General features: G+C 70.2%; 22 protein-coding genes. 5 read left to right on the top strand and 17 right to left on the bottom strand.

What is annotated here, in order from left to right:
• Positions 1-45 precede the first annotated feature (45 nt).
• Genes CLV68_RS11360 through CLV68_RS11345 form a run of 4 tightly spaced genes read right to left on the bottom strand, consistent with a single transcriptional unit; the run spans position 46 to position 1,378 of the window.
• Positions 46-192: a DUF397 domain-containing protein gene (locus tag CLV68_RS11360; RefSeq protein ID WP_121390311.1), complete on the bottom strand. Its 147-nt coding sequence runs from the start codon at positions 190-192 to the stop codon at positions 46-48.
• A 9-nt stretch (positions 193-201) separates the two neighbouring features.
• On the bottom strand, positions 202-354 hold the full coding sequence (locus CLV68_RS11355) for a DUF397 domain-containing protein (RefSeq protein ID WP_121390310.1): 153 nt from the start codon (positions 352-354) through the stop codon (positions 202-204).
• A 9-nt stretch (positions 355-363) separates the two neighbouring features.
• Positions 364-531: a DUF397 domain-containing protein gene (locus CLV68_RS11350; protein WP_121390309.1), complete on the bottom strand. Its 168-nt coding sequence runs from the start codon at positions 529-531 to the stop codon at positions 364-366.
• 1 nt (position 532) lies between these two features.
• Positions 533-1,378 (bottom strand): helix-turn-helix domain-containing protein, encoded by an 846-nt coding sequence (locus CLV68_RS11345; RefSeq protein WP_170224220.1) that lies wholly within the window; start codon positions 1,376-1,378, stop codon positions 533-535.
• A 105-nt stretch (positions 1,379-1,483) separates the two neighbouring features.
• Between CLV68_RS11345 and CLV68_RS33800 the strand changes: the two genes are divergently transcribed.
• Positions 1,484-1,684 carry a hypothetical protein gene (locus tag CLV68_RS33800; protein WP_170224217.1) on the top strand — a complete coding sequence of 67 codons (201 nt, stop codon included), beginning with the start codon at positions 1,484-1,486 and terminating at the stop codon, positions 1,682-1,684.
• A gap of 61 nt (positions 1,685-1,745) precedes the next feature.
• Here the strand turns inward: CLV68_RS33800 and CLV68_RS11340 are convergent, their stop codons facing one another.
• The 4 genes from CLV68_RS11340 to CLV68_RS11325 all read right to left on the bottom strand — a co-directional run bounded on the left by CLV68_RS11340 (position 1,746) and on the right by CLV68_RS11325 (position 5,231).
• Complete coding sequence (locus CLV68_RS11340) at positions 1,746-2,171, bottom strand: Imm1 family immunity protein (protein ID WP_121390307.1); 426 nt, start codon at positions 2,169-2,171, stop codon at positions 1,746-1,748.
• Positions 2,168-2,410: a hypothetical protein gene (locus CLV68_RS11335; RefSeq protein ID WP_121390306.1), complete on the bottom strand. Its 243-nt coding sequence runs from the start codon at positions 2,408-2,410 to the stop codon at positions 2,168-2,170. The genes CLV68_RS11340 and CLV68_RS11335 overlap by 4 nt, the downstream gene beginning before the upstream one ends.
• Before the next feature lie 295 nt (positions 2,411-2,705).
• On the bottom strand, positions 2,706-3,941 hold the full coding sequence (locus CLV68_RS11330; RefSeq protein ID WP_211346467.1) for a cytochrome P450: 1,236 nt from the start codon (positions 3,939-3,941) through the stop codon (positions 2,706-2,708).
• 105 nt (positions 3,942-4,046) lie between these two features.
• The gene (locus CLV68_RS11325) at positions 4,047-5,231 is read right to left on the bottom strand and encodes a TetR/AcrR family transcriptional regulator (protein WP_121390305.1); all 1,185 of its coding nucleotides are present in this window, start codon (positions 5,229-5,231) and stop codon (positions 4,047-4,049) included.
• Between the two features lie 128 nt (positions 5,232-5,359).
• On the opposite strand from CLV68_RS11325, the gene CLV68_RS11320 reads away from it, so the two are divergent.
• Complete coding sequence (locus tag CLV68_RS11320; protein ID WP_121390304.1) at positions 5,360-6,574, top strand: acetyl-CoA C-acetyltransferase; 1,215 nt, start codon at positions 5,360-5,362, stop codon at positions 6,572-6,574.
• A gap of 12 nt (positions 6,575-6,586) precedes the next feature.
• The gene (locus CLV68_RS11315) at positions 6,587-8,737 is read left to right on the top strand and encodes a 3-hydroxyacyl-CoA dehydrogenase NAD-binding domain-containing protein (protein WP_425454847.1); all 2,151 of its coding nucleotides are present in this window, start codon (positions 6,587-6,589) and stop codon (positions 8,735-8,737) included.
• A gap of 73 nt (positions 8,738-8,810) precedes the next feature.
• On the opposite strand, the gene CLV68_RS11310 is transcribed toward CLV68_RS11315, so the two are convergent.
• Positions 8,811-9,353: a lipoprotein gene (locus CLV68_RS11310; RefSeq protein WP_147459941.1), complete on the bottom strand. Its 543-nt coding sequence runs from the start codon at positions 9,351-9,353 to the stop codon at positions 8,811-8,813.
• A gap of 167 nt (positions 9,354-9,520) precedes the next feature.
• Between CLV68_RS11310 and CLV68_RS11305 the strand changes: the two genes are divergently transcribed.
• Both CLV68_RS11305 and CLV68_RS11300 read left to right on the top strand, forming a co-directional pair.
• Positions 9,521-10,012 carry a 2-oxo-4-hydroxy-4-carboxy-5-ureidoimidazoline decarboxylase gene (locus CLV68_RS11305; protein ID WP_121390301.1) on the top strand — a complete coding sequence of 164 codons (492 nt, stop codon included), beginning with the start codon at positions 9,521-9,523 and terminating at the stop codon, positions 10,010-10,012.
• A gap of 460 nt (positions 10,013-10,472) precedes the next feature.
• Entirely contained in the window at positions 10,473-12,419 is a 1,947-nt protein-coding gene (locus CLV68_RS11300) for an EAL domain-containing protein (RefSeq protein WP_121390300.1), read from the top strand.
• 284 nt (positions 12,420-12,703) lie between these two features.
• Here the strand turns inward: CLV68_RS11300 and CLV68_RS11295 are convergent, their stop codons facing one another.
• From CLV68_RS11295 to CLV68_RS11260, 8 genes are all read right to left on the bottom strand, one after another.
• Positions 12,704-12,964, bottom strand: a complete 261-nt coding sequence (locus tag CLV68_RS11295; protein ID WP_121390299.1) for a hypothetical protein — start codon at positions 12,962-12,964, stop codon at positions 12,704-12,706.
• 217 nt (positions 12,965-13,181) lie between these two features.
• The gene (locus CLV68_RS11290; protein WP_121390298.1) at positions 13,182-14,180 is read right to left on the bottom strand and encodes a LacI family DNA-binding transcriptional regulator; all 999 of its coding nucleotides are present in this window, start codon (positions 14,178-14,180) and stop codon (positions 13,182-13,184) included.
• Positions 14,181-14,212: 32 nt separating this feature from the next.
• The gene (locus CLV68_RS11285) at positions 14,213-14,728 is read right to left on the bottom strand and encodes an ATP-binding protein (protein WP_121390297.1); all 516 of its coding nucleotides are present in this window, start codon (positions 14,726-14,728) and stop codon (positions 14,213-14,215) included.
• 402 nt (positions 14,729-15,130) lie between these two features.
• A complete protein-coding gene (locus CLV68_RS11280) occupies positions 15,131-15,739 on the bottom strand; it encodes a TetR/AcrR family transcriptional regulator (RefSeq protein ID WP_121390296.1) in 609 nt (202 codons plus the stop codon).
• Positions 15,740-15,749: 10 nt separating this feature from the next.
• A complete protein-coding gene (locus tag CLV68_RS11275) occupies positions 15,750-16,907 on the bottom strand; it encodes an acyl-CoA dehydrogenase family protein (RefSeq protein WP_121390295.1) in 1,158 nt (385 codons plus the stop codon).
• The gene (locus CLV68_RS11270; RefSeq protein ID WP_121390294.1) at positions 16,904-18,991 is read right to left on the bottom strand and encodes an acetyl/propionyl/methylcrotonyl-CoA carboxylase subunit alpha; all 2,088 of its coding nucleotides are present in this window, start codon (positions 18,989-18,991) and stop codon (positions 16,904-16,906) included. The genes CLV68_RS11275 and CLV68_RS11270 overlap by 4 nt, the downstream gene beginning before the upstream one ends.
• 5 nt (positions 18,992-18,996) lie before the next feature.
• A complete protein-coding gene (locus CLV68_RS11265) occupies positions 18,997-20,595 on the bottom strand; it encodes an acyl-CoA carboxylase subunit beta (protein WP_170224215.1) in 1,599 nt (532 codons plus the stop codon).
• A gap of 662 nt (positions 20,596-21,257) precedes the next feature.
• Positions 21,258-22,145, bottom strand: coding sequence for a polyprenyl synthetase family protein (locus tag CLV68_RS11260; protein WP_147459940.1), 888 nt, complete (start codon positions 22,143-22,145; stop codon positions 21,258-21,260).
• Positions 22,146-22,219: the final 74 nt, after the last annotated feature.

Genomic DNA, 22,219 nt, shown 5'->3' with positions numbered 1-22,219 from the left:
CCACCGGATGGGGCTCCCCGCACGCGGGGAGCCCCATTCCGCTTGTCACCTGACGTGACGAACCAGGGCGGCGATGTCGGCGGTGAGGACTGGGCCGTGGGGGTTCTTGCTGTCCCGGAGGTGGCGGAGGGTGCTACCCACCTCGACGCAGTCGGAGTTGGCGGCGGATCGGGTGGACTTCTTGAACCGCACGGCGCGCTCCTAGCGAGTCTTGGCGAACCGGATCAACGCAGCAGCATCGGCCGACAGAGATGACCCTGCCGGGTTCTTGCTGTCTCGCAGGTGGGACAGCGTGTGGGCAACCTCGACACAGTTCGTGTGTGGGCCAGACCGGCTGGACTTCTTGAACCGCATGGCGCGCTCCTAGCGAGTCTTGGCGAACCTGATCAGCGCGGCGGCGTCAGCCACCAGCGACGGCCCAGTCGGGTTCTTGCTGTCCCGCAGGTGGACGAGGGTCTGGGCTACCTCTACGCAGTTCGAGTTGGCGGCGGAACGGCTGGACTTCTTGAACCGCAGGGGTTCAGCGGACATGTCAATCTCCAAGAGGCAGGCGGTCGATCTCGCTCTTCAGCCTATCCTTGCTCTCTTCGGCCGACAAAGCATGCTTGATCAACCACCGTTTCGCCTCGGTGTAGGGCTTGACCTCGTGGTCGAAGAGAAAGGTTGACGAGTCGTAGTGCTCGATCAGCAACGCTGATCCGACGTAGTCGAAGTCCATCAAGTACCAACCGGACACCATCAGGACTGTCGGCTCCTCGACGATGCGGAGAGTGATGTTGTCCCGCCTAGACACCCGCAGCAAGTGGGAAAGCTGCTCCGCGAAGGCGGCCTGTCCGCAGAGGCAGTTGCGGAGAGCAGCAACCCCGATCAGCGCCGTGTACTCGAAGTTGCCGCGCGACAACAGGTCTTGCCTGTGCTCCCGCGCGGCCAGTCGCGGCGCGATCTCCCGCTCGGCGATCTCCCAGCCGCGCAAGGTGGCCTTGGCGTAGGTGGGCGTCTGCAGCAGCCCCGGGATTATCGTCGGGCTCCAGTCCGTCGAGCGAATCGCTTCACTCTCATAGGCCGCCAAGGCGCCGAGTTCACGCGGAACACCAGCGGGTGGTCGGTCCCACCAGCCGACGCTGGGAGTCTCCTTGGACCAGGCGATCAACCTCTCCCGTTGCTCATGCGGGATCTTGTAGATCAACGCAAGGGCCATCACCGTTTCGGGTGAAAGACTGCGCTGGCCGCGTTCCACCCGACTGAGGGTTGACTCCTTCCAGTCGATCACTTCGCACACGGCCGCGAGGCTGAGACCTGCGGCGTTGCGGAGCTTGCGGAGTTCCGCGCCCAGCGCGCGGTCTTTCGGGGACGCGGGTTTGTGGGTGCCGCTGGGCACGGCGGTCCTCCTTTGGTGTTTCTGCCAGGGTGGGCAACGCCCTAGCTTCGCCTTACCGGCGCGGGAACGGCCCGCGCTCGTGGCAAATAGTGAAGGGTCTCGCCCGTGACGCGCAATCCGGACATCGATGTCTACGCCACCATTCGCCCCGGCGCCGAAATCAGCTGTGAGGTGACCAGGACCGAAGTCCAACTCCGCTTCGGCGGCCACTCCGACGGCTTCCACCTGATCATCGAAGCAGGCGCCCTGTCCCGCTTTGTCACCAGCGTCCAGGATGCCCTCACCCAGTACGAGAACGCCGCCTGAGCAACCGGCCCCCGGCGGGTACCGGCGATATCGCCGGTACCACCCGCTGCTCGCGCCTGCCCTATTCGAACCTGGCCAACAACGTCGCCGCCTCCACCCAGTCGACGCAGGCAGGCCGAGTCCGAACGCTCACAAACTCGACGATCGCGGCGTACACCGTGTCGAGCGGAACATGGGCATTCGGCGGCACGTCGGCGGGATGCAGCCCAGCGATCCAGTACTCAGTCCAGTCCGCGCCGGTACCGCCGGCGGGGACGTAAGCCACTTGGCCGTCATTCCACTCCAGGATGCCGATGCCATCCTTGACACCCACCGTGAGCGCGGGCTGCTCATCGACGCTTGCCGGGGGGCGACTCGCGACCAGGTCCCACATCCATCCGATCGCGACTCCCGCGTCATGGCGTGCACGCACAGCGGCAGCCAAGTCGAACCCCGGCGGGAGCTGATCCATCACTATCTGTCCGTGGTGCAGGACCGAATCACTCACCTGGTTGCCTTCCCGTGATAGGTGACGGCAAAATTGATGATGACCTGCCCGTGCCGCGTCCCGTTGGCGATCATCATGGCGATGGCCTTCATCTCGATGTGGAAGTACAACCGAGGGGCGCGCCGGTGCCCGAGGTCGGTCATCCGCCTGGCAGCGGCCTGCGCCCAGGGATCAGTGCGGATAGCGGTCACTTCCCCGATGTCGACACCGTCGAGCTGGACATAACCGACGATGGGCATGCCGCTGGCCCGACGCACCCTCGGCGGAAGGCCATCGTGGTACGGGGTGGCTTGTTCCGGGTAGCGATCCCCGTGGGAGTTCGTGACGCCGATCGGGTGCGTCCTCGTCGCCCTAGAACGTCGATGACCGTCTGGAGGATCTCGTCCAGCGTGGTCGCCACGGCAAGCAACACGCCCCGCACCGCACGGAGATCATCGAGCACGACGCGCAGCCGAGCCACCTCGTCCTCGATCGCCATGTTCGCACCCTAGAAGCCTTACCGTGTCGCCGCTTGCGTGGCGTGAGCGCTAACAGTCACGGTAGGCGCTTGAGCGTCATCGGCAGGTTGTCGACGGGGACAGGTAGGGCTGTCGGGTCCCAGCGGACGCGGTAGTTCGGGGGTAGGGCCCAGCTTCGGGTTAGCAGTAGCTGGTGCAGGAGGGTCTTGACCTCGTACATCCCGAAGCGCAGGCCGATGCACTTGTGGGCGCCCGCGCCGAAAGGGAGCCAGTTGTAGCGGGGGATGTCGGTTTCGAAGCGGAGTGGGTTGAAGGTGTGCGGGTCCGGCCAAAGCTCTGGGAGCAGGTGGTTAAGCCAGAGGGTCACCGTGACCATGGTTCCGGCGGGGACGAAGTGGCCCTGGATCTCGGTGTCGGCGATGGCGCGGCGGGCGGGGGACGGGACCGGGGTGACCAGGCGCAGGGATTCGCGGATGACCATGTCGAGGACCACCAGGCGGTCCAGGTCGGCGGTCGACAGGGGGCCGGGGCCGATCTCGCGGGCCTCGGCGCGGGCCTGTTCCTGCCATTCCGGGTGCAGGCCGAGGTGGTAGAGCGCGGCGGTGGTGGTGATGGTGGCGGTGTCGTGGGCGGCCATCATCAGGAAGATCATGTGGTTGACCACGTCCTCCTGGCTGAACGCCGACCCGTCCGCCAGGCGCGCGTGGCACAGGGCGGTGAACAGGTCATCACCCACACGGTCCTGGCTCGCGCCCGCGCGGAAGTACTCCTCCAGCCGCCGTCGACCCCGGATCCCGGCCGCCCACCGACCGCCGGGCACGGGGAACCGCACGATCGAGGTCCCCGCCCGCACCACCCCGACGAACGCGTCGTTCAACTGCGGGTCGCTCGGCTCCCCCATGAACACCTCGGCGGCGACGTCCAGCGTCAGCGCCTTGAGCGCGGGATAGACATCAAGCTGCTCGGGCCACCTGGGGATCTCACGGCGCACGACCTCCGCAACCCGCGCGGTGTAAGCGTCGATGCGTGGAGCGGTGAACGCCTCTTGCATCAACCGCCGGTGGAACAGGTGCTCGTCGAAGTCGAGGAGCATCAGACCTCGGGGGAAGAACTTCTCCAGGAAGAACGCCCACCCGTCTTGCGAGAACGCCTTGTCCTTGTTGACGAACACCTCCCGCGCGGCGTCAGGCCCAACGGCGGCGACCATCTTCGTCCCGAACACGTTCACCCACGAGACAGGCCCGAACCTCCTGTACCGCTCTAGCTGGTAATCCACACCCCGCCGCAACATCGGCACCGTGTGCCCTAGCACCGGCCAGCCACTGTCACCCAAGACCGGCTTCAAACCCGTCGGCGCTACCGCCAGCTCTCGCACCACTATCCGAACCTAGCACCGGACCAGGCTGCCGAACGCCTACTAGACGCCGAGTACGGCCGAGACCAATCCGGCGAGTTCTGCTGCCAGGCAAGGCCGTCCGGCGAGTCGGCCGGTGCGCGGTAGGTCGTTGACGATCGTGAGGGCGGCGTGAACGGTGACGCGGGCGGCTGGTTCGGACAGGGAAGGGCGGGCTTCCTGCAGCAGTCGGACCCACTCGGCGACGTAGCCCCGTTGGAGCGCTCGCAACTCCTTGGCGTCGCGCTCGGGCAGGTTCACCAGTTCCGTCGTATAGACAGCAATAAGGTCGTCTGACCGCATCACTGTGTCGACGTAGGAGCGGGCGAGGCGTCTTAGGGCGTCGGAGGCGTCGACTGCGCTACTCAGCGACTCCTCTAGACCCCATCGCAGGCGGTCGGACATGCGGCGGCTTGCGGCTAGCAGGATGTCGGACTTCGAGGCGAAATGCCTATAGACGCTAGGACCCGCGATGCCGGTGGCGGCGCCGATGTCTTCCATGCTGACGGACGGGAAGCCGCGTTCGCGGAAGAGGCGGGTCGCGGAGGTCAGGAGTTCCTCGCGGCGGGTCTGGGCCGGGCCGCCGCGCCAGGCCGGTGCGGCGGAGCCGGTGGCGATCGGGGCGCGGACGACCGACTCGGCCAGTGACGCCAACAGGGAGGCGAACTCCGGCGCGGGTAGCCCCACCCGGTGATCCCCGACGCTGCCGAACACGCTCAGTACGGCGAAGCACAATAGGTCGGCCTCGCCCGCGTCGAGCGGCGGGCGCAACCGGCGCAGGCCGGTCATCCACTGGCCGAGCAGTGCGCCCACCCGGCGGCGGATCTCCTTCTGGTCGCCCTGGTGCAGGTGCCTGCCCTGCCACCGCCACAGCGCGGTGAGCGCCCGTTGCTCGATCGAGACCTCGGCGGCGGTCACCAGCAGGGGCCGCAGCGCAGCGGCGGGGTCCGCCTCGGCCAACTCGACCGGGCCCGCGAGGCGCTCCGCCAGGGCATCGATGCCGTTGAGCAGGACGAACCCGAGGACGTCCTGCTTGTTCTGGAAGTGGCGGTACAGCGCGGGGCCGGTCACCCCGGCCGCGGCCGCGATGTCGTTGACCCCGACGGCGTGGAACCCGCGTCGGCCGAACAGCTCGGCGGCGGCAGCGGCCAGCTCAGCCTTGCGGTTGCGCCGCCCGCCCTGTCGGTCCCCCTGGACACCGCGAGTCACTCGACAGCCTCCTGGGGTGAGAGCGGAGTTACAACGGTAGGCGGAACCCAGCACGTTGACAACCAGTTGATACCGGCGAGTATGTTAATGGGCATTAGCGCCAGTCAGCTCGGGAGAGGATCGGCAGAGTGAGTACCGAAGCCTTCATCTACGAGGCGATCCGCACGCCGCGCGGTCGCGGCAAGCAGAACGGCTCCTTGCACGGGGTCAAGCCCATCTCGCTGGTCGTCGGCCTCCTGCACGAGCTCACGGCCCGCCACCCCGAACTCGACCCGGCGACCATCGACGACATCGTCCTGGGCGTCGTGTCCCCGGTCGGCGACCAGGGCTCGGTCATCGCCCGCAGCGCCGCGCTGGCCGCCGGACTGCCCGACAGCGTCGCGGGCCTGCAGATCGACCGGTTCTGCGCGTCGGGCCTGGAAGCGGTCAACATCGCCGCCGAGAAGGTCCGCTCCGGCTGGAACCAGCTGATCGTGGCGGGCGGCGTGGAGTCGATGTCGCGGGTGCCGATGGGCTCCGACGGCGGCGCGTGGTTCAACGACCCCGAGACCAACTACGACACGTACTTCGTCCCGCAGGGCATCAGCGCGGACCTTATCGCCACCACCGAGGGCTTCTCCCGCGACGACATCGACTCTTACGCTGTCGAGTCGCAGCGTCGGGCGGCGGCCGCATGGTCGGCGGGGTACTTCACCAAGTCAGTCGTACCGGTGCGGGACCGTAACGGCGTCGTACTGCTTGACCACGACGAGCACATGCGGCCCGAGTCGACCGTGGAGAGCCTGGCCAAGCTGAAGCCGTCGTTCGCGGGCATCGGCGACTTCGGCGGGTTCGACGCCGTGGCCCTGCAGCGGTACCACCACGTGGAGCGCATCAATCACGTCCACACGGCCGCGAACTCGTCCGGCATCGTCGACGGGTCCGCCCTGGTTCTTATCGGCAACGAGGCCGCAGGGTCTGCCGCCGGGCTGACCCCGCGCGCGCGGATCGTGTCGGCAGCAGTAACCGGCGCGGAGCCGACCATCATGCTCACCGGCCCCACCCCCGCCGCGCAGAAGGCGCTGCGCCTGGCGGGCCTGACCCCGGACGACATCGACGTCTGGGAGCTCAACGAGGCGTTCGCCGCGGTGGTGCTGAAGTTCATGCGGGACCTCGACATCCCGCACGACAAGATCAACGTCAACGGCGGCGCGATCGCCATGGGCCACCCGCTCGGCGCGACCGGCGCGATGATCACCGGCACCGTGGTCGACGAGCTGGAGCGCCGCGGCGCCCGGCGCGGCCTGGTCACCCTGTGCATCGGCGGCGGCATGGGCGTCGCGACCATCATCGAGCGAGTCTGAGGAGCCATGAGCATGATCGGCTGGGACGTCGACGGCGACGGCATCGTCACGCTGACGATGGACGACCCGAACCAGGGCGCCAACACCATGAACGACCTGTTCCGCACCTCGTTCGCCGAGGCCGTGGAGCGACTGGAGACCGAGCGCGACAGCATCACCGGCGTCGTGATCACCTCGGGCAAGAAGACCTTCTTCGCGGGCGGTGACCTCAACCAGCTCATCCAGGCGCGTCCCGAGCACGCCGCCGAGATGACCAAGACGGTCAACACCATGAAGTCCTACCTGCGCAGGCTTGAGCAGTTGGGCAAGCCGGTGGTCGCGGCCATCAACGGCGCGGCGCTCGGTGGCGGCTACGAGATCGCGCTCGCGACGCACCACCGGATCGCGTTGGACGTAAGAGGCAGTGAGATCGGTCTGCCCGAGGTGACGCTAGGTCTGCTGCCGGGTGGCGGTGGCATTACCCGGACCGTGCGGCTGCTGGGTATCCAGAACGCGCTGCTCAACGTCTTGCTGCAAGGGCAGCGACACAAGCCTCTCAAGGCCAAGGAGCTCGGTCTGGTCGACGAGGTCGTGTCGACGCCGGAGGAGCTCTTGTCGTCCGCGAAGGCTTGGGTGAAGGCGAACCCGGGCGCGCAGCAGCCGTGGGACGTCGAGGGGTACCGGATCCCCGGTGGCACACCGTCGAACCCGAAGTTCGCGGCCAACCTGCCCGCGTTCCCGGCGAACCTGCGCAAGCAGCTCAAGGGCGCCCCCATGCCCGCGCCGCGCAACATCCTGTCCGCCGCGATCGAGGGCGCACAGGTCGATGTCGACACGGCGACGCGGATCGAGACCCAGTACTTCGTGAACCTGGCCGTGGGTCAGGTCGCGAAGAACATGACGCAGGCGTTCTTCTTCGACCTACAGGCGATCACCAAGGGCAACAGCCGCCCGGCCGGTCAGCCCTCTTACACCGCTCGCAAGGTCGCGGTGCTCGGCGCCGGGATGATGGGCGCCGGGATCGCGTACTCCAGCGCGCGGGCCGGGATCGAGGTCGTGCTCAAGGACGTCACCCTCGAAGGCGCGGAGAAGGGCAAGGCGTACTCGGCGGGCATCCTCGCGAAGGCGGTGTCGCGCGGCAAGATCACGCAGGAGAAGGCCGACGAGGTGCTGGCACGGATCACGCCGACCGCGGACGCCGCCGACGTGGCTGGCGCGGACCTGGTCGTGGAGGCCGTGTTCGAGAGCCCGGAGCTGAAGAAGAAGGTGTTCGCCGAGATCGAGGACCTGGTGGCGCCGGACGCGCTGCTGGGCTCGAACACCTCGACGCTGCCGATCACCGGGCTCGCCGAGGGGGTGAAGCGGCAGGAGGACTTCATCGGCCTGCACTTCTTCTCCCCGGTGGACAAGATGCCGCTGCTGGAGATCGTGGTCGGCGCGAAGACCTCGGACGCGGCGCTGGCCAGGGCGTTCGACTACGCGCAGCAGATCAAGAAGACGCCGATCGTGGTCAACGACAGCCGCGGCTTCTTCACCAGCCGCGTCATCGGCACGTTCATGAACGAGGCCCTGGCGATGGTCGGCGAGGGCATCGCGATCCCGTCGATCGAGCAGGCCGGTGCGCAGGCCGGGTACCCCGCGCCGCCGCTGCAACTGCTGGACGAGCTGACTCTTACGCTACCGCGCAAGATCCGCGATGAGGCCCGCGCGGCCATCGAGGCGGCGGGCGGCACCTGGCCGGAACACCCGGCCACCGAGGTGCTGGACCGGATGGTCGTCGAGTTCGACCGCAAGGGCCGCTCGGCGGGGGCCGGTTTCTACGAGTACGCGGACGGCAAGCGGACCGGCCTGTGGCCCGGCCTGACCGAGGCGTTCGGGTCGGGCAGCACGGAGATCCCGTTCGCGGACATGCAGGAACGCATGCTGTTCGCCGAGGCACTCGAAACCGTGAAGTGCTTCGACGAGGGCGTCCTGCGGACGGTGCCGGACGCCAACATCGGCTCCATCTTCGGCATCGGCTTCCCGGCCTGGACCGGCGGCATCATCCAGTACATCAACGGCTACGACGGCGGCCTGGCTGGCTTCGTGGCCCGCGCCCGCGAACTGGCCGCGGCCTACGGCGACCGCTTCCAGCCGCCTGCGTCGCTGGTGGAGAAGTCCGAAAAGGGCGAAACCTACGCCTGATCAGCACTCCGACTGCCCGTCACCGGTACCCCGGTGGCGGGCAGTCGCTTTTCGACGCTGTGAAGGGCAGATCTCAGTCGTGGATGCTCTTCCTGGCCAGCAGGTATGCGGGGAGCAGGACCTCGTCGTACTTCTCGGCCTTGGCGCCGGTGGCGATGACGAGCATGGTGCGGTCGGTCGACTCGACGTGGTAGGCGAAGGCGCGGTTCTGGTAGCCGGTGGTCCAGGTGGCCTCGACGCCCTTGGCGGTGCCGAGGGTGGTGTCGCGGATGTCGATGTTGGTGGGGTCGTTCGCCGGGTTGATGCTGTCCTGGATGACCTGGCGCGGGGACGGGACGGTGTCGGAGGTCGAGTCGTACACCTCGATGGTGCCGTCCGCCGAGTTGCCGGTCGTGATGACGCACTTGATGTAGAGCGCGCCCGACTTGTACGTGTGGTTCGGGGCCTCGACCCGCCAGCCCGCGGGGACGTCCATCACGCCGACCGGACCGCACTGGCTGGTGGTGTCCCCCGCGGCGGCGGGGATGTCCACCTCCCGCCACGGGTCGGTGCTCGAACTGCCGCATCCCGCCAGGACCAAGCCCGCCACCGCGAGCGCCACGACTCCCCTACGCATGGACCGGACCCTAGGGCACCAAGATCGCGAGCGGCAGCGGGCATCCGGCCGAAGGCACAGATCCCAGCGGACCCCAAGCGCGGCAACGCGATCGCGGTGGACCGCTTTGGCCCGGTCCGGTCGCGCGCGGGTATCGCCGCGCGGGCTCGACGGGGTGTACTGGGGGGATGCCGTCCCTGCTCGACCTGCTCAACGGCGCCGCCGAGGCGGCCGCGGTGGCCGACCTGTCGCGCTGCTGCGGGTCGGCCAGGTGGGCGCGGGAGGTGGTGGCGCAGCGGCCGTTCCGGTCGCTGGGCGAGGTGGAGGAGGTGTCCGCCGCCGTTCTGGCCACTCTGGACTGGGCCGAGGTGCTGCCGTTGCTCGACCAGGTGCCCCGGGTGCGCGAGCGGTGGCCGGACCTCGGGCGCGCCGAGCTGATCTACGAGCAGCGCGTCGGGCACCCGTTCACGCTGTGCGCGGCGGGGTTGGGGCGCGACGAGGTGTTGGCGCTGCTGCGGCACCGCTCCGGCAACGACCGGGCGGTCGAGCGAGCGGCGGCGGTCGGCGAACTGGCCAGGGTGGTGGCGATCCGGTTGCGCGGCCTGGTGCTCCGACCGGCCGGGGTGGAGTGTCCACAGTGGCACCGACGGCCAGGTGGCGATCTGCCACGTGGCAGATGATGATCACTCTGGGTAGATCACGCACCGTCGCAGGATGACCCGAACGGACGTGGGGGTTTGTCAGTAATCTGAATGGCACCAACGCCGAAGCAGAGGTGCGCTCCGTGGTCGAATCCGCCAGATGGGTTGCCCTTGACGCGATTGCCCATCCCGCATCGCCGCACGCGTGCCGCCAGCGCGCACCGGGACGACCGCCGGAACCACCGTGCGTGTCGTCGATCGCGGCCCAAGTCCCCTGAGACGGCAAATGCCACCCGTTCGGCCTAGCCAACTCCGGGCCGACTTGGACTGATGGGGTGGCGCGGGCTCCACGTTCGGGTGCACAGTGGTACCTCTTGCGCGGACAGTACTTCTCAGGCAGGACGGCATTTCTCAGGCAGCACCGGCGGCACAGACCCGGCAGCACATCCGGGGCCGCCACCCCCAGTCGGAAAACGAATGCGGCGAGGACTTCTCTGGCGTGGACCGGCTTGAGTTGGCCACCGAGTGGGCCACCGCGTTGACCGGGATGGTCGACGCGGGCCACCCGCTGCCCGCGCGCGAGCTCGACGAGCTGATCGCCTCGGTGGTCGCCGACCCCTCGCGCGCGGCCAGGGCAGGCGCGCGCCTGGTCGAGGCCGGGTACCGGGCGGCGGACTGCCTGCGGGTCAGCACCTCGGTGCTGGCCGCCGGACTGCTCCGACTGACCACAGTGGACGAGACGGCGGCGGCGATCGCGGCGCTGGCGACCGGGTTCGCCGAGGCGCTGGCCGTCCGGCCGTCGGACGCGCTGGTGGTCGCCGACTTCGAGCGCGACCTGCGGGCCAGCGAGGCCCGGTTCCGCGAGCTGTTCACCACCTCCGCGCTGGGCATGGTGATCTCCGACCTCGACGGCGGCTCGGTGCGGGCCAACGAGGCGCTGGAGACCATGCTCGGCCACCGCGAGGGCACGCTCCTGGTGTCCGCGGTCGACGAGCTGTTCCACCCGCAGGAGCGCGAGTACCTGCGGGAGCGCTACGACGAACTCGCGGCCGGGCTGTGCGACCAACTGCACGAGCGCACCCAGTTCGTGCGGGCCGACGGCGAGACGACCTGGGTGCGGATCGGGGTGTCGCTGCTGCGCGACCGCGACGACCTGCCCGCGCACCACGTGACCATGGTCGAGGACATCTCCGACCTGTACCTGCTGGAGAACCGGCTCAGCTACCAGGGCACGCACGACCCGCTCACCGGGCTGCCCAACCGGCAGGCGTTCCTCAGCAGGCTGGAGGAGGCGCTCGGCGCTGGCGCGGACGTGTCGGTGTTCCACCTCGGGCTCGACGACTTCGCCGTGGTCAACGACGGCATCAGCCGCGAGGCGGGCGACCACCTGCTGCGCGCGGTCGCCCAGCGATTACGCGAGGTCGTCGGCGACCACCCCGGGGTCATCGCCCGGCTGACCGGCGACGAGTTCGGGATCATGCTGGTGCACGGGCCGGGCGGGCTCGACGTCGGCTCGATCGCCGCCGAGATCAACGAGGTGCTGGCCGAGGCGACCTATGTGGACGGTGAGGGGGTCGCGGCGTCGGCCACCATCGCGGTGATGAGCCTGCCCTCGCCGACCAGCGACCCCGGTGAGCTGCTGCGCGCGACCGACATCGCCAGGCGCCGGTTGCGGTTGCAGGGCCGCAGGCAGTGGTGCACGGTCGACCCGGAGCAGAACCTGCGCTACCGCGAGCACTACCGCCTGGCCGCCGGTATCCCCGGCGCGTGGGAGAACGGCGAGCTGGACCTGGACCGGTGGCCACTGGTCACGCTGGCCGACCGGACCAGGATCTCCACCCAGGCCCTGCTGCGCTGGGAGCACCCGAGGTTCGGCACCCTGGGCTGCGACCGGCTGGAGCAGGTGCTGCGCGACACCGGCCTGGGTGTCCCCTTGGGACACTGGGCGCTGCGCCACGCCGCCCAGCACGCCGCCGCCGCCGACTCCGCGCTGTACCTGGAGCTGACCCCCGAGCAGGCCGCCGACCCGGACCTGGTCATGGTGGTGCGCCGGGTGCTCGCCGAGACCGGGCTGGAGGCCGACCGGCTGGAACTGGGCATGCCGGTGCAGTCGCTGTGCTCGCCGGACATGCCCGCCGAGGAGAACCTGACGGTCCTGGTCGACATCGGCGTCCGCTCCGTCCTGACCGGTTTCGGCCGCAGCCGCGGCGACCTGGCCTGCCTGGAGGACCTGCCGATCCAGACCGTCCGGATGTCCGAGCACGTGGTCCGCCGCCTGGCCAAGCCGGACCCGGCGGCGCTGTTCACCCGGGCGACGCTGGGGCTGGTGCCGATGGTGCGCGAGGTCGGCATCTCGGTCCTGGTCACCGGCCTGACCGACCCGGCCCAGGCCACGTGGTGGGCCGACGCCGGTGCGGACCTCGCCTCGGGGCCGCTGTTCGGTTAGCCGTGGTGGCTGCTCGTCGCCGGGCGTGCGCCGGAACAGTCGGCGCCTTGCCCGGCAGCCACCTGTCATCTGGCATGCGCGGAGAAAGCGTCGAGTCGCCTGGCATGCGCGGAGAGTGGCGTCGAGCGGTGCCCGTGCCCGGCTGAGCCTGGTGGGCAGATCTGGCGAGCCCGGTCAGGTTCGACCCAGTCGGCCAGGGCTTGGCGGCCCGTGGCGGCCGAGCACTCCAGTTGGAGCCGCGTCGAGCACCGTGCCCGTCTGTCGAGCGGGCCGGTCCGGGTGGCTCAGGCTGCCAGGATCGCCGCGCCGAGGGCGGTGGTGCCCGCCTCGGTGAGGGTCGCGGGGACGAGCTCGCCGAAGCGGCCGTGGGTGGCGGTGACCAGGCCGTCGTGGGTGAGCAGGTGCGCGGCGAACTGGTCGCAGCACGGGACGCCGTCGATGTAGAGGTCGGGCTCGGCGCCGCTGGCCAGGTGCGCCCTGCCCTCGGCGACGGCGCGCAGCATGGCGCGGGCCCGGTGGCTCAGCTGATCGGCAGGCTCACTCATGGTCGGTCATCCCCCTCTTCGGTGGTGTGTCGGTCATCTACTTGGATGCTCGACCCCTGCACGAGGTTGCATCGGTTTCGACCCCCACCGATGTTATGAACGTGACCTCATTGTGAGATAAGAGGCAGCGGCGTGGCGCACAGATACCACTCATACCGGTGACTGTGAAATTTCACGGTGTGGATAAGTGGCAACTGGGTACGCATGCCGGGTGCGATCAGGTTGACGAGCGTTCCACCAGCTCCGTGGGCAACAACACCGATGGCGGCAACGGCTGGTCACCGGACAGTTGCGCGAGCAGGTGCCAAGTGGTGGTGCGCCCCAACTCCTCGACGTCCTGACGCACGGTGGTCAGTTGTGGCGCTGTCGTGGTCGCGAGCACGGAGTCGTCGAAGCCGACTAACGCGATGTCGTCGGGCACGCGCTTACCGTGTTCGGCGAGGGTCCTTAACGCGCCGACCGCGATAATGTCGGCGGCGGCGAACACGGCGTCGATGTCCGGGAATTCGGCCAGCAGTTCCGCCATGGCGCGCGCGCCGCCCTCGACGCTGAAGTCGGAGTACGCGACGCGCTCGCCGGGTTCTGGCACGCATGCCTGCCAGCCGTTGAGCCGGTCGACGCCCGCGGCCATGTCCTGCGGTCCGGCGATGGTGCCGATGGCGCGGCGGCCGGTGGCGATGAGGTGCCTGGCCGCGGCGGCGGCGCCGGTGAAGTTGTCCGAGTCGACGTAGGGGACCTTGATGCCCGAGAGCGGCCTGCCGACGAGCACCACCGGCAGCCCGGCCTCGACCAGGCGCGCGGGCAGCGGGTCGCCGCGGTGCAGGCTGACCACGACGGCGCCGTCGACGTGGCCGCCGCACAGGTACGACTCCAGGGCGCCGTCCTCGCGGTCCTGGTCCATCAGCAGCACCAGTTGCCTGCGGCTGCCGGTCATCCCGGCGTAGACGCCGCGCAGGATCTTGGCGAAGAACGGGTCGCTGAAGACGTGGTCGCCGCGCTCGGAGACGACCAGCGCGATCGAGTTGGTCCTGCGGGTCACCAGGTTGCGGGCGGCCTGGTTCGGCACGTACCGCAACTCGGCGATGGCGGTGTCCACCGCGAGCTTGGCCCGCTTGCTGACCCCCGGCAGGTTGTTGATCACCCGCGACACCGTCGACCGGGACACCCCGGCCACCCGCGCGACCGCCTCCAAGGTGGGGGCGTGCGATCCTCGCATCCTCACTCCGATCCCGTGCCCCGGCCGACTGGTCAGCGGCGGTGCCGGTCCTGGGTGTTGGACAGGCCGAACAGGATCCGCTGCATCACGTCGTCGCCGTCGTCGTTGACCGGCTCGCGCGCTGCCTCGATCGCCGCGGCGGGCGAGGGCCTGCGTTGCCGCCGGGGCAGCGGCACCGCTGACGCGTTCATCCCGCCCGGGAGCGGGAGGCTCGCCCACAGCAGATAACGCCCGTCACCCAATTCAGTGACGCCCACTCGTGGACCATCCGGAATGGCCGGGGTCCGCACGACCCTGGGCGTCTCGATCTCGATGACCAGATCGGGACCGGCGACCCTGATCCGGGCGGTGAGCATGCCCGCACTGGACTGGTCCACCGCGCCGACCACCGCCGCGGCCAGGGCACGCCCGGCTTGAGCTGCGGCGTCGCGCATGGGCCTGAGGTTCCACTCGGTCGCCGAGAACCGCACGAACATCTCCGTGCACCCGACAGCGGTGGGCAGGGCGACCAGTTGCAGGTCGTCCATCTGTTCGGTCCGGTCGTTCATCGCGTGCGTCCTTCCCGGTCCCCGCGCGTGCGCAGATGGTGCCACGTCACCCGTTGGTAGCGGCACCCCAGGTCGTCTCCTTCACGGAGAGTGCACACAACCGGTCACGTGGTGACCCACCGCCGCCGCCCACCACCGCGCCGATGGGGACCACAACGCCGCGCGTCACGTTCTCCGCCTGACCGTACCCAGTCGACCCCCCCGACTCCACGGAGTCCGCCCGCGACACCCCGAACGGCCGCGCGAGGAAAACATGAGGATCACTCCACACCACCGCGCCCGGACGCACCGGACCCGTGCCCCCAGGCGCACTTCACCGAATCCCACTGGCGGGTTCTGTCTGTCCACAGAGGATTCATCGGCCACGACTGACAAGATCGGACCGCCCCGAACGGCCCCCCGTCAGGCGAGGGTGGCGAGTTTGGCCGACAAGGCGGTGGTCCACTCGGCCAGGACTCGGTGGCGGCGTTTGGTGTCGTCGGTGAGGAGGTTGGCCAGGCCGAGTCCTCGGGCGAGGTCCAGGGTGGCTTGGACGGCCTCGCGGACGCCGGGGTGGGATTCGTCGGCGCCCAGGGCTTCCACGGTCAGCTGGTGGGCTTCGCGGCCCACTCGGGCTTCCAGCGGGAGCACTTGCACGCGCAGTTGCTCGTCCGAGGCGGCGGCGACCCACAGTTGCAGTGCGGCCTTGAAGAGCTTGCCCGCGTACATCTCGCCGATCGCGTCGACGACGAAGCGGGTGCGGTCCGGGCCCGGGGGCAGGGTGGGCAGCGCTGCGCGGAGGAACTCGACGCGTTCGTCGGTGACGTAGGCGATGGCGGCGGTGAAGAGGTCTTCGCGCGTCGGGAAGTGGTGCTGGGCGGCGCCCCGGGACACGCCTGCGCGTTCGGCGACGACGGAGACCGTGCTGCCGGTCCAGCCGACCTCGGCGAGGCAGTCGACCGCGGCCGCGAGCAGGCGGCCCCGGGTGGCCCGGCTGCGGTCCTGGCGCGGTTCGCGGACTGCCTCGCCCATGCCGTTCCTCTCAGTAGGACCTGGGCAGCCCGAGGGTGAACTGCGCCACGAAGTTCAGGATCATCTCGCGGCTCACCGGGGCGATCCTGGTCAGCCGGGACGCCGCGACGAGCGCACCGAGACCGTACTCGCTGGCCAGGCCGTTGCCGCCGTGGGTTTGCACGGCGGCGTCGACCGCGCGGACCACGGCCTCACCCGCGGCGTACTTGGCCATGTTGGCGGCCTCGCCGGCGGCCATGTCGTCGCCGGAGTCGTAGAGCCAGGCGGCCTTCTGGGTCATCAGCTTGGCCAGGTCGAGCTCGATCCTGGCCTGGGCGAGCGGGTGCGCGACGGCCTGGTGGGCGCCGATGGGCTCCTTCCAGACCTGCCGGGTCTTGGCGTACTCGACAGCCTTGTCCACCGCGAACCGGCCCATGCCGACCGCGAACGACGCGGCCATGATCCGCTCGGGGTTCAGCCCGGCGAACAGCTGCATCAGCGCGGCGTCCTCCGACCCGACGAGTGCGTCGAGCGGGAGCCGGACGTCGTCGAGGAACAGCTGGAACTGGTGGTCCGGGGAGACGATGTCCATCTCGATGCGCCGGTAGGTGAACCCGGGCGCGTCGGTCGGCACGATGAACAGGACCGGCTTGAGCTTGCCGGTCCTGGCGTCCTCGGTGCGGCTGACCACGAGCACGGCCTGCGACTCGTCGACGCACGAGATGTAGGTCTTGCGGCCGGTCAGCAGCCACCCGTCGCCGTCGCGGCGCGCGGTGGTGGTGATGCGGTGCGAGTTGGACCCGGCGTCGGGCTCGGTGATCGCGAACGCCATCCGCACCGTGCCGTCGGCGAATCCCGGTAACCACCGCTGCTTCTGCTCGCCGGTGCCGTACCGGGCGATGATCGTCGCGCAGATCGCGGGCGACACGACCATCTGCAGCAACGACGCCCCGGCCGCCGCCAACTCCTCGCACACCGCGGCCAGGTCCCCGATGCCACCGCCACCGCCGCCGAACTCCTCGGGCACGTTGACGCCCAGGTACCCGAGCCCGCCCGCCTCGTCCCACAGCTCGGTCGTGTGCCCACCGGAGCGCGCGGCCTTGAGCACGTACTCGTGCCCGTACTTGCGCCCCAGATCCCCCACCGCCTCGCGCAGCGCCTGCCGTTCCTCGGACTCGACGAAGCTCACGACCCCTCCACAGGTTCCCCTAGCACGGACTCGTCTCCCACTGGGCCGATCCGTGCGCCCGCATCACGCACGCTCGGACCCGGCTCGTCGCGGTCGCGTTCGGCCTGCTCCGTGTGCCTCCGCACGGCGGTATCGGCCGGAATCGACCCGCCCCGCTCGTCGGCCACAGCCTGGTCCGGCTCGCCTGCCGACTCCGCGCGGACGACCGCCAGTACGCGGCCAACGTCGACCTGGTCGCCCGCGGCCACCGGCAGTTCGGCGACCACACCGGCGATCGGCGCGACCACGCGGTGTTCCATCTTCATCGCCTCCAGCCACAGCAGGACCTGTCCGGCGTCGACGCGGTCGCCCACGGCGGCGGCCACTCGGACCACTGTCCCCGGCATCGGGGCCAGAAGCGAGCCCGCTGGCACCCGGGCTGCTGGGTCGGGGAAGCGTTCGGGGACCTCGAACGCGACAGAGCCCGCCGAAGTGTCCACAAAGGACCACCCGGGTGCGCGGCCGACCTCGAACCGGCGGACGACCCCGTCGACGGCGAGTCGGACCAGGTCAGGCGTGGCCTCGACGAGTCGGACGCCGTCTCCGAGCCAGCCGTCGCGGCCGAGCAGGTAGCGGACGGTGTGGTCACCGATGACCTTGGTCTGGGGTTGGGAGACGACATTGCGCCACCCACTGGGGAGTCGGCCCAGGACCCGGGCGGCGACGCGGTTCGCGGCGGCGTCGGCCAGGGCGGCCGCGAGGGCGGCGGGGGGTTCGGCGTCCAGCAGGGGTGCGGTGAGGTCGTGGCGGGTGAGGAACGCGGTGTCGGTGTCGCCCGCCAGGAAGGTGGGGTGGCGCAGGACCCGGACCAGCAGGTCGCGGTTCGTGCGCACGCCGTGGATCCGGGCGCGGGTGAGGGCGCCCGCGAGGACGCGGGCCGCGGTGGACCGGTCCACCGCCCAGGCGATGACCTTCGCGAGCATCGGGTCGTAGTGCACGCCGACGACCGAGCCGGTCTCGACGCCGGAGTCGACCCGGACGCCGTCGGTGGGGATCTCGAAGCGGTGCAGCGTCCCGGTTTGCGGGCGCCAGTCGTTGGCCGGGTCCTCGGCGTAGAGGCGGACCTCGATGGCGTGCCCGCGCGACGGCGGCGGTTCGATCGGCAGCCGGGCGCCCTCAGCGACGCTGAACTGCAGGGCGACCAGGTCGAGGCCGGTGGTCGACTCGGTGACCGGGTGCTCGACCTGGAGGCGGGTGTTCATCTCCAGGAAGTAGAACCGGCCGGTCTCGTCGGCGAGGAACTCGACCGTGCCTGCGCCGGTGTACCCGACGGCGCCCGCGGCGGCCTTGGCTGCCGCGAAAAGCCTGTCGCGCATGCCTTCCGTGCGTTCGACCAGCGGTGATGGCGCTTCCTCCACCACTTTCTGGTGCCGCCGCTGGATGGAGCACTCGCGCTCGCCGACCGCCCAGACCGTGCCGTGCTGGTCGGCCATGATCTGGACCTCGATGTGGCGCCCGGTCTCCAGGTACGGCTCGCAGAACACCGTGGCGTCACCGAAAGCGGACAGCGCCTCGGAGCGGGCCGCTTCCAGTTCGCCCGCCAGCTCGGCGAGATCGCGCACGACCCGCATGCCTCGTCCGCCGCCACCCGCGGATGCCTTCACCAGCAAGGGCAGATCCGCGGCAGTCGGGTTGTCCACTTCAGACAGGACAGGAACCCCTGCAGCGGCGACCAGGCGCTTGGACTCGATCTTCGAGCCCATCTGCTCGATGACCTCCGGCGCGGGCCCGATCCACGTCAGCCCGGCGTCGAGGACGGCGCGCGCGAAGGCGGCGTTCTCCGACAGGAAGCCATATCCCGGGTGCACGGCGTCGGCGCCCGCGGCCACAGCGGCCCGGACGAGCAAGTCGGCGCGCAGGTAGGTGTCGACCGACGCGGTCCCGGGCAGGCGGACGGCCGTGTCGGCCTCGGCCACGTGCGGGGAGTCCGCGTCGGCGTCGGAGTACACGGCCACGGTGGTCAGCCCGAGCGCGCGGGCGGTGCGGAACACGCGGCGGGCGATCTCGCCGCGGTTGGCGACGAGGACGCAGGTGATCGGTCGCACTGGGCTCACATCCGGAAGACGCCGTAGCCGGTGGCGCCCTCGACCGGTCCTGAGTGGACTGCCGAGAGGGCGATGCCCAGCACGGTGCGGGTGTCGCGGGGGTCGATGACGCCGTCGTCGTAGAGCATGCCGGACAGGAACATCGGCAGGGACTCGGCTTCCACCTGGCCCTCGACCATGGCGCGCATCGCGGCGTCGTGCTCCTCGTTGTAGGGCCGGCCCCGGCGCTCGGCGCCCTGGCGCATGACGATCGACAGCACGCCCGCCAGCTGCGCAGGCCCCATCACCGCGGACTTGGCGCTGGGCCAGGCGAAGAGGAACCTCGGGTCGTACGCGCGGCCGCACATGCCGTAGTGGCCCGCGCCGTAGGACGCTCCGATGAGGACGGACAGGTGCGGCACCCGCGAGTTGGCCACCGCGTTGATCATCATGGCGCCGTGCTTGATGATGCCGCCCTGCTCGTACTCCTTGCCGACCATGTAGCCGGTGGTGTTGTGCAGGAACAGCAGCGGGGTGTCGGTCTGGTTGGCCAGCTGGATGAACTGGGTGGCCTTCTGCGCCTCGTCGCTGAACAGGACGCCCTGGGCGTTGGCCAGGACGCCGATCGGGTAGCCGTGCAGCTGGGCCCAGCCGGTGACCAGACTGGTGCCGTAGAGCGGTTTGACCTCGTCGAAGTCGGACCCGTCGACGACGCGGGCGATGACCTCGCGGGGGTCGAACGGGATCTTGAGGTCGGTCGGCACGATGCCGAGGAGGTCTTCCGGGTCGTGCACCGGCTCGGTGTAGTCGGTCGCGGGCGCCGGGCCCTGCTTGCGCCAGTTGAGGCGGGCGATGATCCTGCGGCCGATCCGGATGGCGTCCCGCTCGTCCTCGGCGAGGTGGTCGGCCAGGCCAGAGACGCGGGCGTGCATCTCGGCGCCGCCGAGCGACTCGTCGTCGGCGTCCTCCCCGGTGGCCATCTTGACCAGGGGCGGACCGCCGAGGAACACCTTGGCGCGGTCGCGGACCATGACGACGTGGTCGGACATGCCGGGCAGGTAGGCGCCACCCGCGGTGGAGTTGCCGAAGACCAGGGCGATCGTGGGGACCTTGGCGGCGGAGGAGCGGGTGAGGTCGCGGAAGGTGCGGCCGCCGGGGATGAAGATCTCCTTCTGGGTGGGCAGATCCGCGCCGCCGGACTCGACGAGGGTGATCGTCGGCAGCCGGTTCTGCGCGGCGATGTCGGCGGCCCGGAAGCCCTTGCGCATGCCCCACGGGTTGATCGCGCCGCCCTTGACGGTGGGGTCGCTGGCGTTGACCAGGCACTCGACGCCCTCGACGACGCCGATGCCGGTGACCAGGCTGCCGCCGACCGGGAAGTCGGTGCCCCACGCGGCCAGCGGGGACAGTTCGAGGAAGGGCGAGTCGGGGTCGAGCAGCAGTTCGACCCGCTCCCTGGCCAGCAGCTTGCCCCGCTCCCGGTGGCGGCTGACGTACTTCTCGCCGCCCCCGGCCACGGCCTTGGCGTGCTCGGCGTCGAGCTCGGCGATCTTGGCCAGCATGCCGTCCCGGTTGGCCAGGAAGTCCGCCGCACCGGGATCGACCGAGGAGCGCAGCACCGTCACCACCCCACCGTGGCACGCTGGGTGCCGCTTTTCAAGCATGCACGCTTGATTGTTTTATCGGTAGTGGCGGATGCCGGGGCGTGCACGAGCAGGCTGGGCGACGGAGTGCGGCTGACAGGCGATTCTTGGGGTGTCCAGGCGTGGCCGCGGGCTGAGCGCCGGTCGGCAACCGCGCGGCTCGGATACCGCTGATCGCCGTCCAGGCGACTCCAGGTGAGGCACGGGCTCGAGGCAGGCGCGGAGCAGCACGTCCGGCTGATCGCGGCTCGGACCCGGCCCAGGCGAGGCCGCTCCGACCGCTGGCTACCCGGGGCGCTGGCGCCTTCGGTGTGGGGTGCCGCGACAGTCGTGCTCGTCGCCGGCAGGCGTGCGCCGATGCTGCTGGTGCGGGCTCGGGGTGGGCGACTGCACCGAGCGCCGGCTACCCGGCGCGCCAGCGGCATTCGGTGTGGGTGCGGTGGCGGCCGTGCTCGTGCCGGCAGGCGTGCGCCGATGCTGCTGGGGGGTGGGCGTGGGAGCGGCTGCCGTTGCGGTTCGGGTCAGTTGTCCTGGTTGGAGCGCGGGGTGGGAACGGGGCCGGGGTGGGTCCAGGACTCCAGGGCGCGGCGGTGGGGGTGTCGGGGAGTTGGGCGAGGTGGGCGCGGCTGCCGTTGCGGTTCGGGTCAGTTGTCCTGGTTCGAGCGCGGGGTGGGAACGGGGCCGGAGTGGGTCCAGGACTCCAGGGCGCGGCGGTGGGGGGTGTCGGGGAGTTGGGCGAGGTGGGCGTGGGCGCGGTCGAGGTAGTGGTCGGCCAGGTCGGTGGCCTGGTGGACGACGTCGACCAGGACTTGGGAGCGGCGTTGGGCGAGCAGGTCGGGGAGGGTGGGCCTGCGGACGGCGCGCCTGCCCGCCATGTCCGAGTGCTGGCGGTGGGGGGCGAGGTCGTCGCGGATCTGCAGGGCCATGCCGAGCGCCTCGCCGAACCCGGACAGGGCCACGACGCGCTCCGGGGCGGCGCCGCCGAGCAGGGCACCCGTCCGGCACGCGGCCGAGGTCATCGCGGCGGTCTTGTAGTGGGCCATCTCCAGGTAGGTGGACACCGGCGTGTCGACCCCCTCGGCCATCGCCACCTCCATCGCGGCACCCCGGCAGGCGAGCCGCCCGGCATCGGCCTGGACGCGCATCACCTCGACCAGGGTCTCGGCGGGTACACCGGAGTCGGCCAACGCCTCGAACCAGGTGAAGAACAGGGCGCTCCCGGTGACGATCGCCGTCTCCGCCCCGAACACGCTGTGCACCGCGGGCCGCCCCCGCCGCGACTCGCCCTGGTCGATCAGGTCGTCGTGGATCAGCCCGCCGACGTGCGCGCACTCGAGCCCGACCGCAGCCGGAACCGCCTCGTCGAGCACCCCGCCGACCGCCAGCGCACTCCGCACCAACAACAACGGCCGCATCAACCGCCCGGGCGGCAACATCGCGTACCTGGCCGCCGCCGACACCGGGTCATCCCCCACCCACCGACCCGCGATCCCCACCCGCAACCGCTCAGCCACCTCGGCATCAGTGATCACCACCTCACCCCCACCCACGACGTCATGCCCCGATCTTCAGTCGCCACCCCCCACCAGTCGAGCAAGACCACCCG

This window comes from Actinokineospora cianjurensis (assembly GCF_003663795.1).
Classification (GTDB): Bacteria; Actinomycetota; Actinomycetes; order Mycobacteriales; family Pseudonocardiaceae; genus Actinokineospora; species Actinokineospora terrae.
Note: the sequence above shows the minus strand (reverse complement) of the source record. Positions and strands in the feature narration are given on the sequence as shown.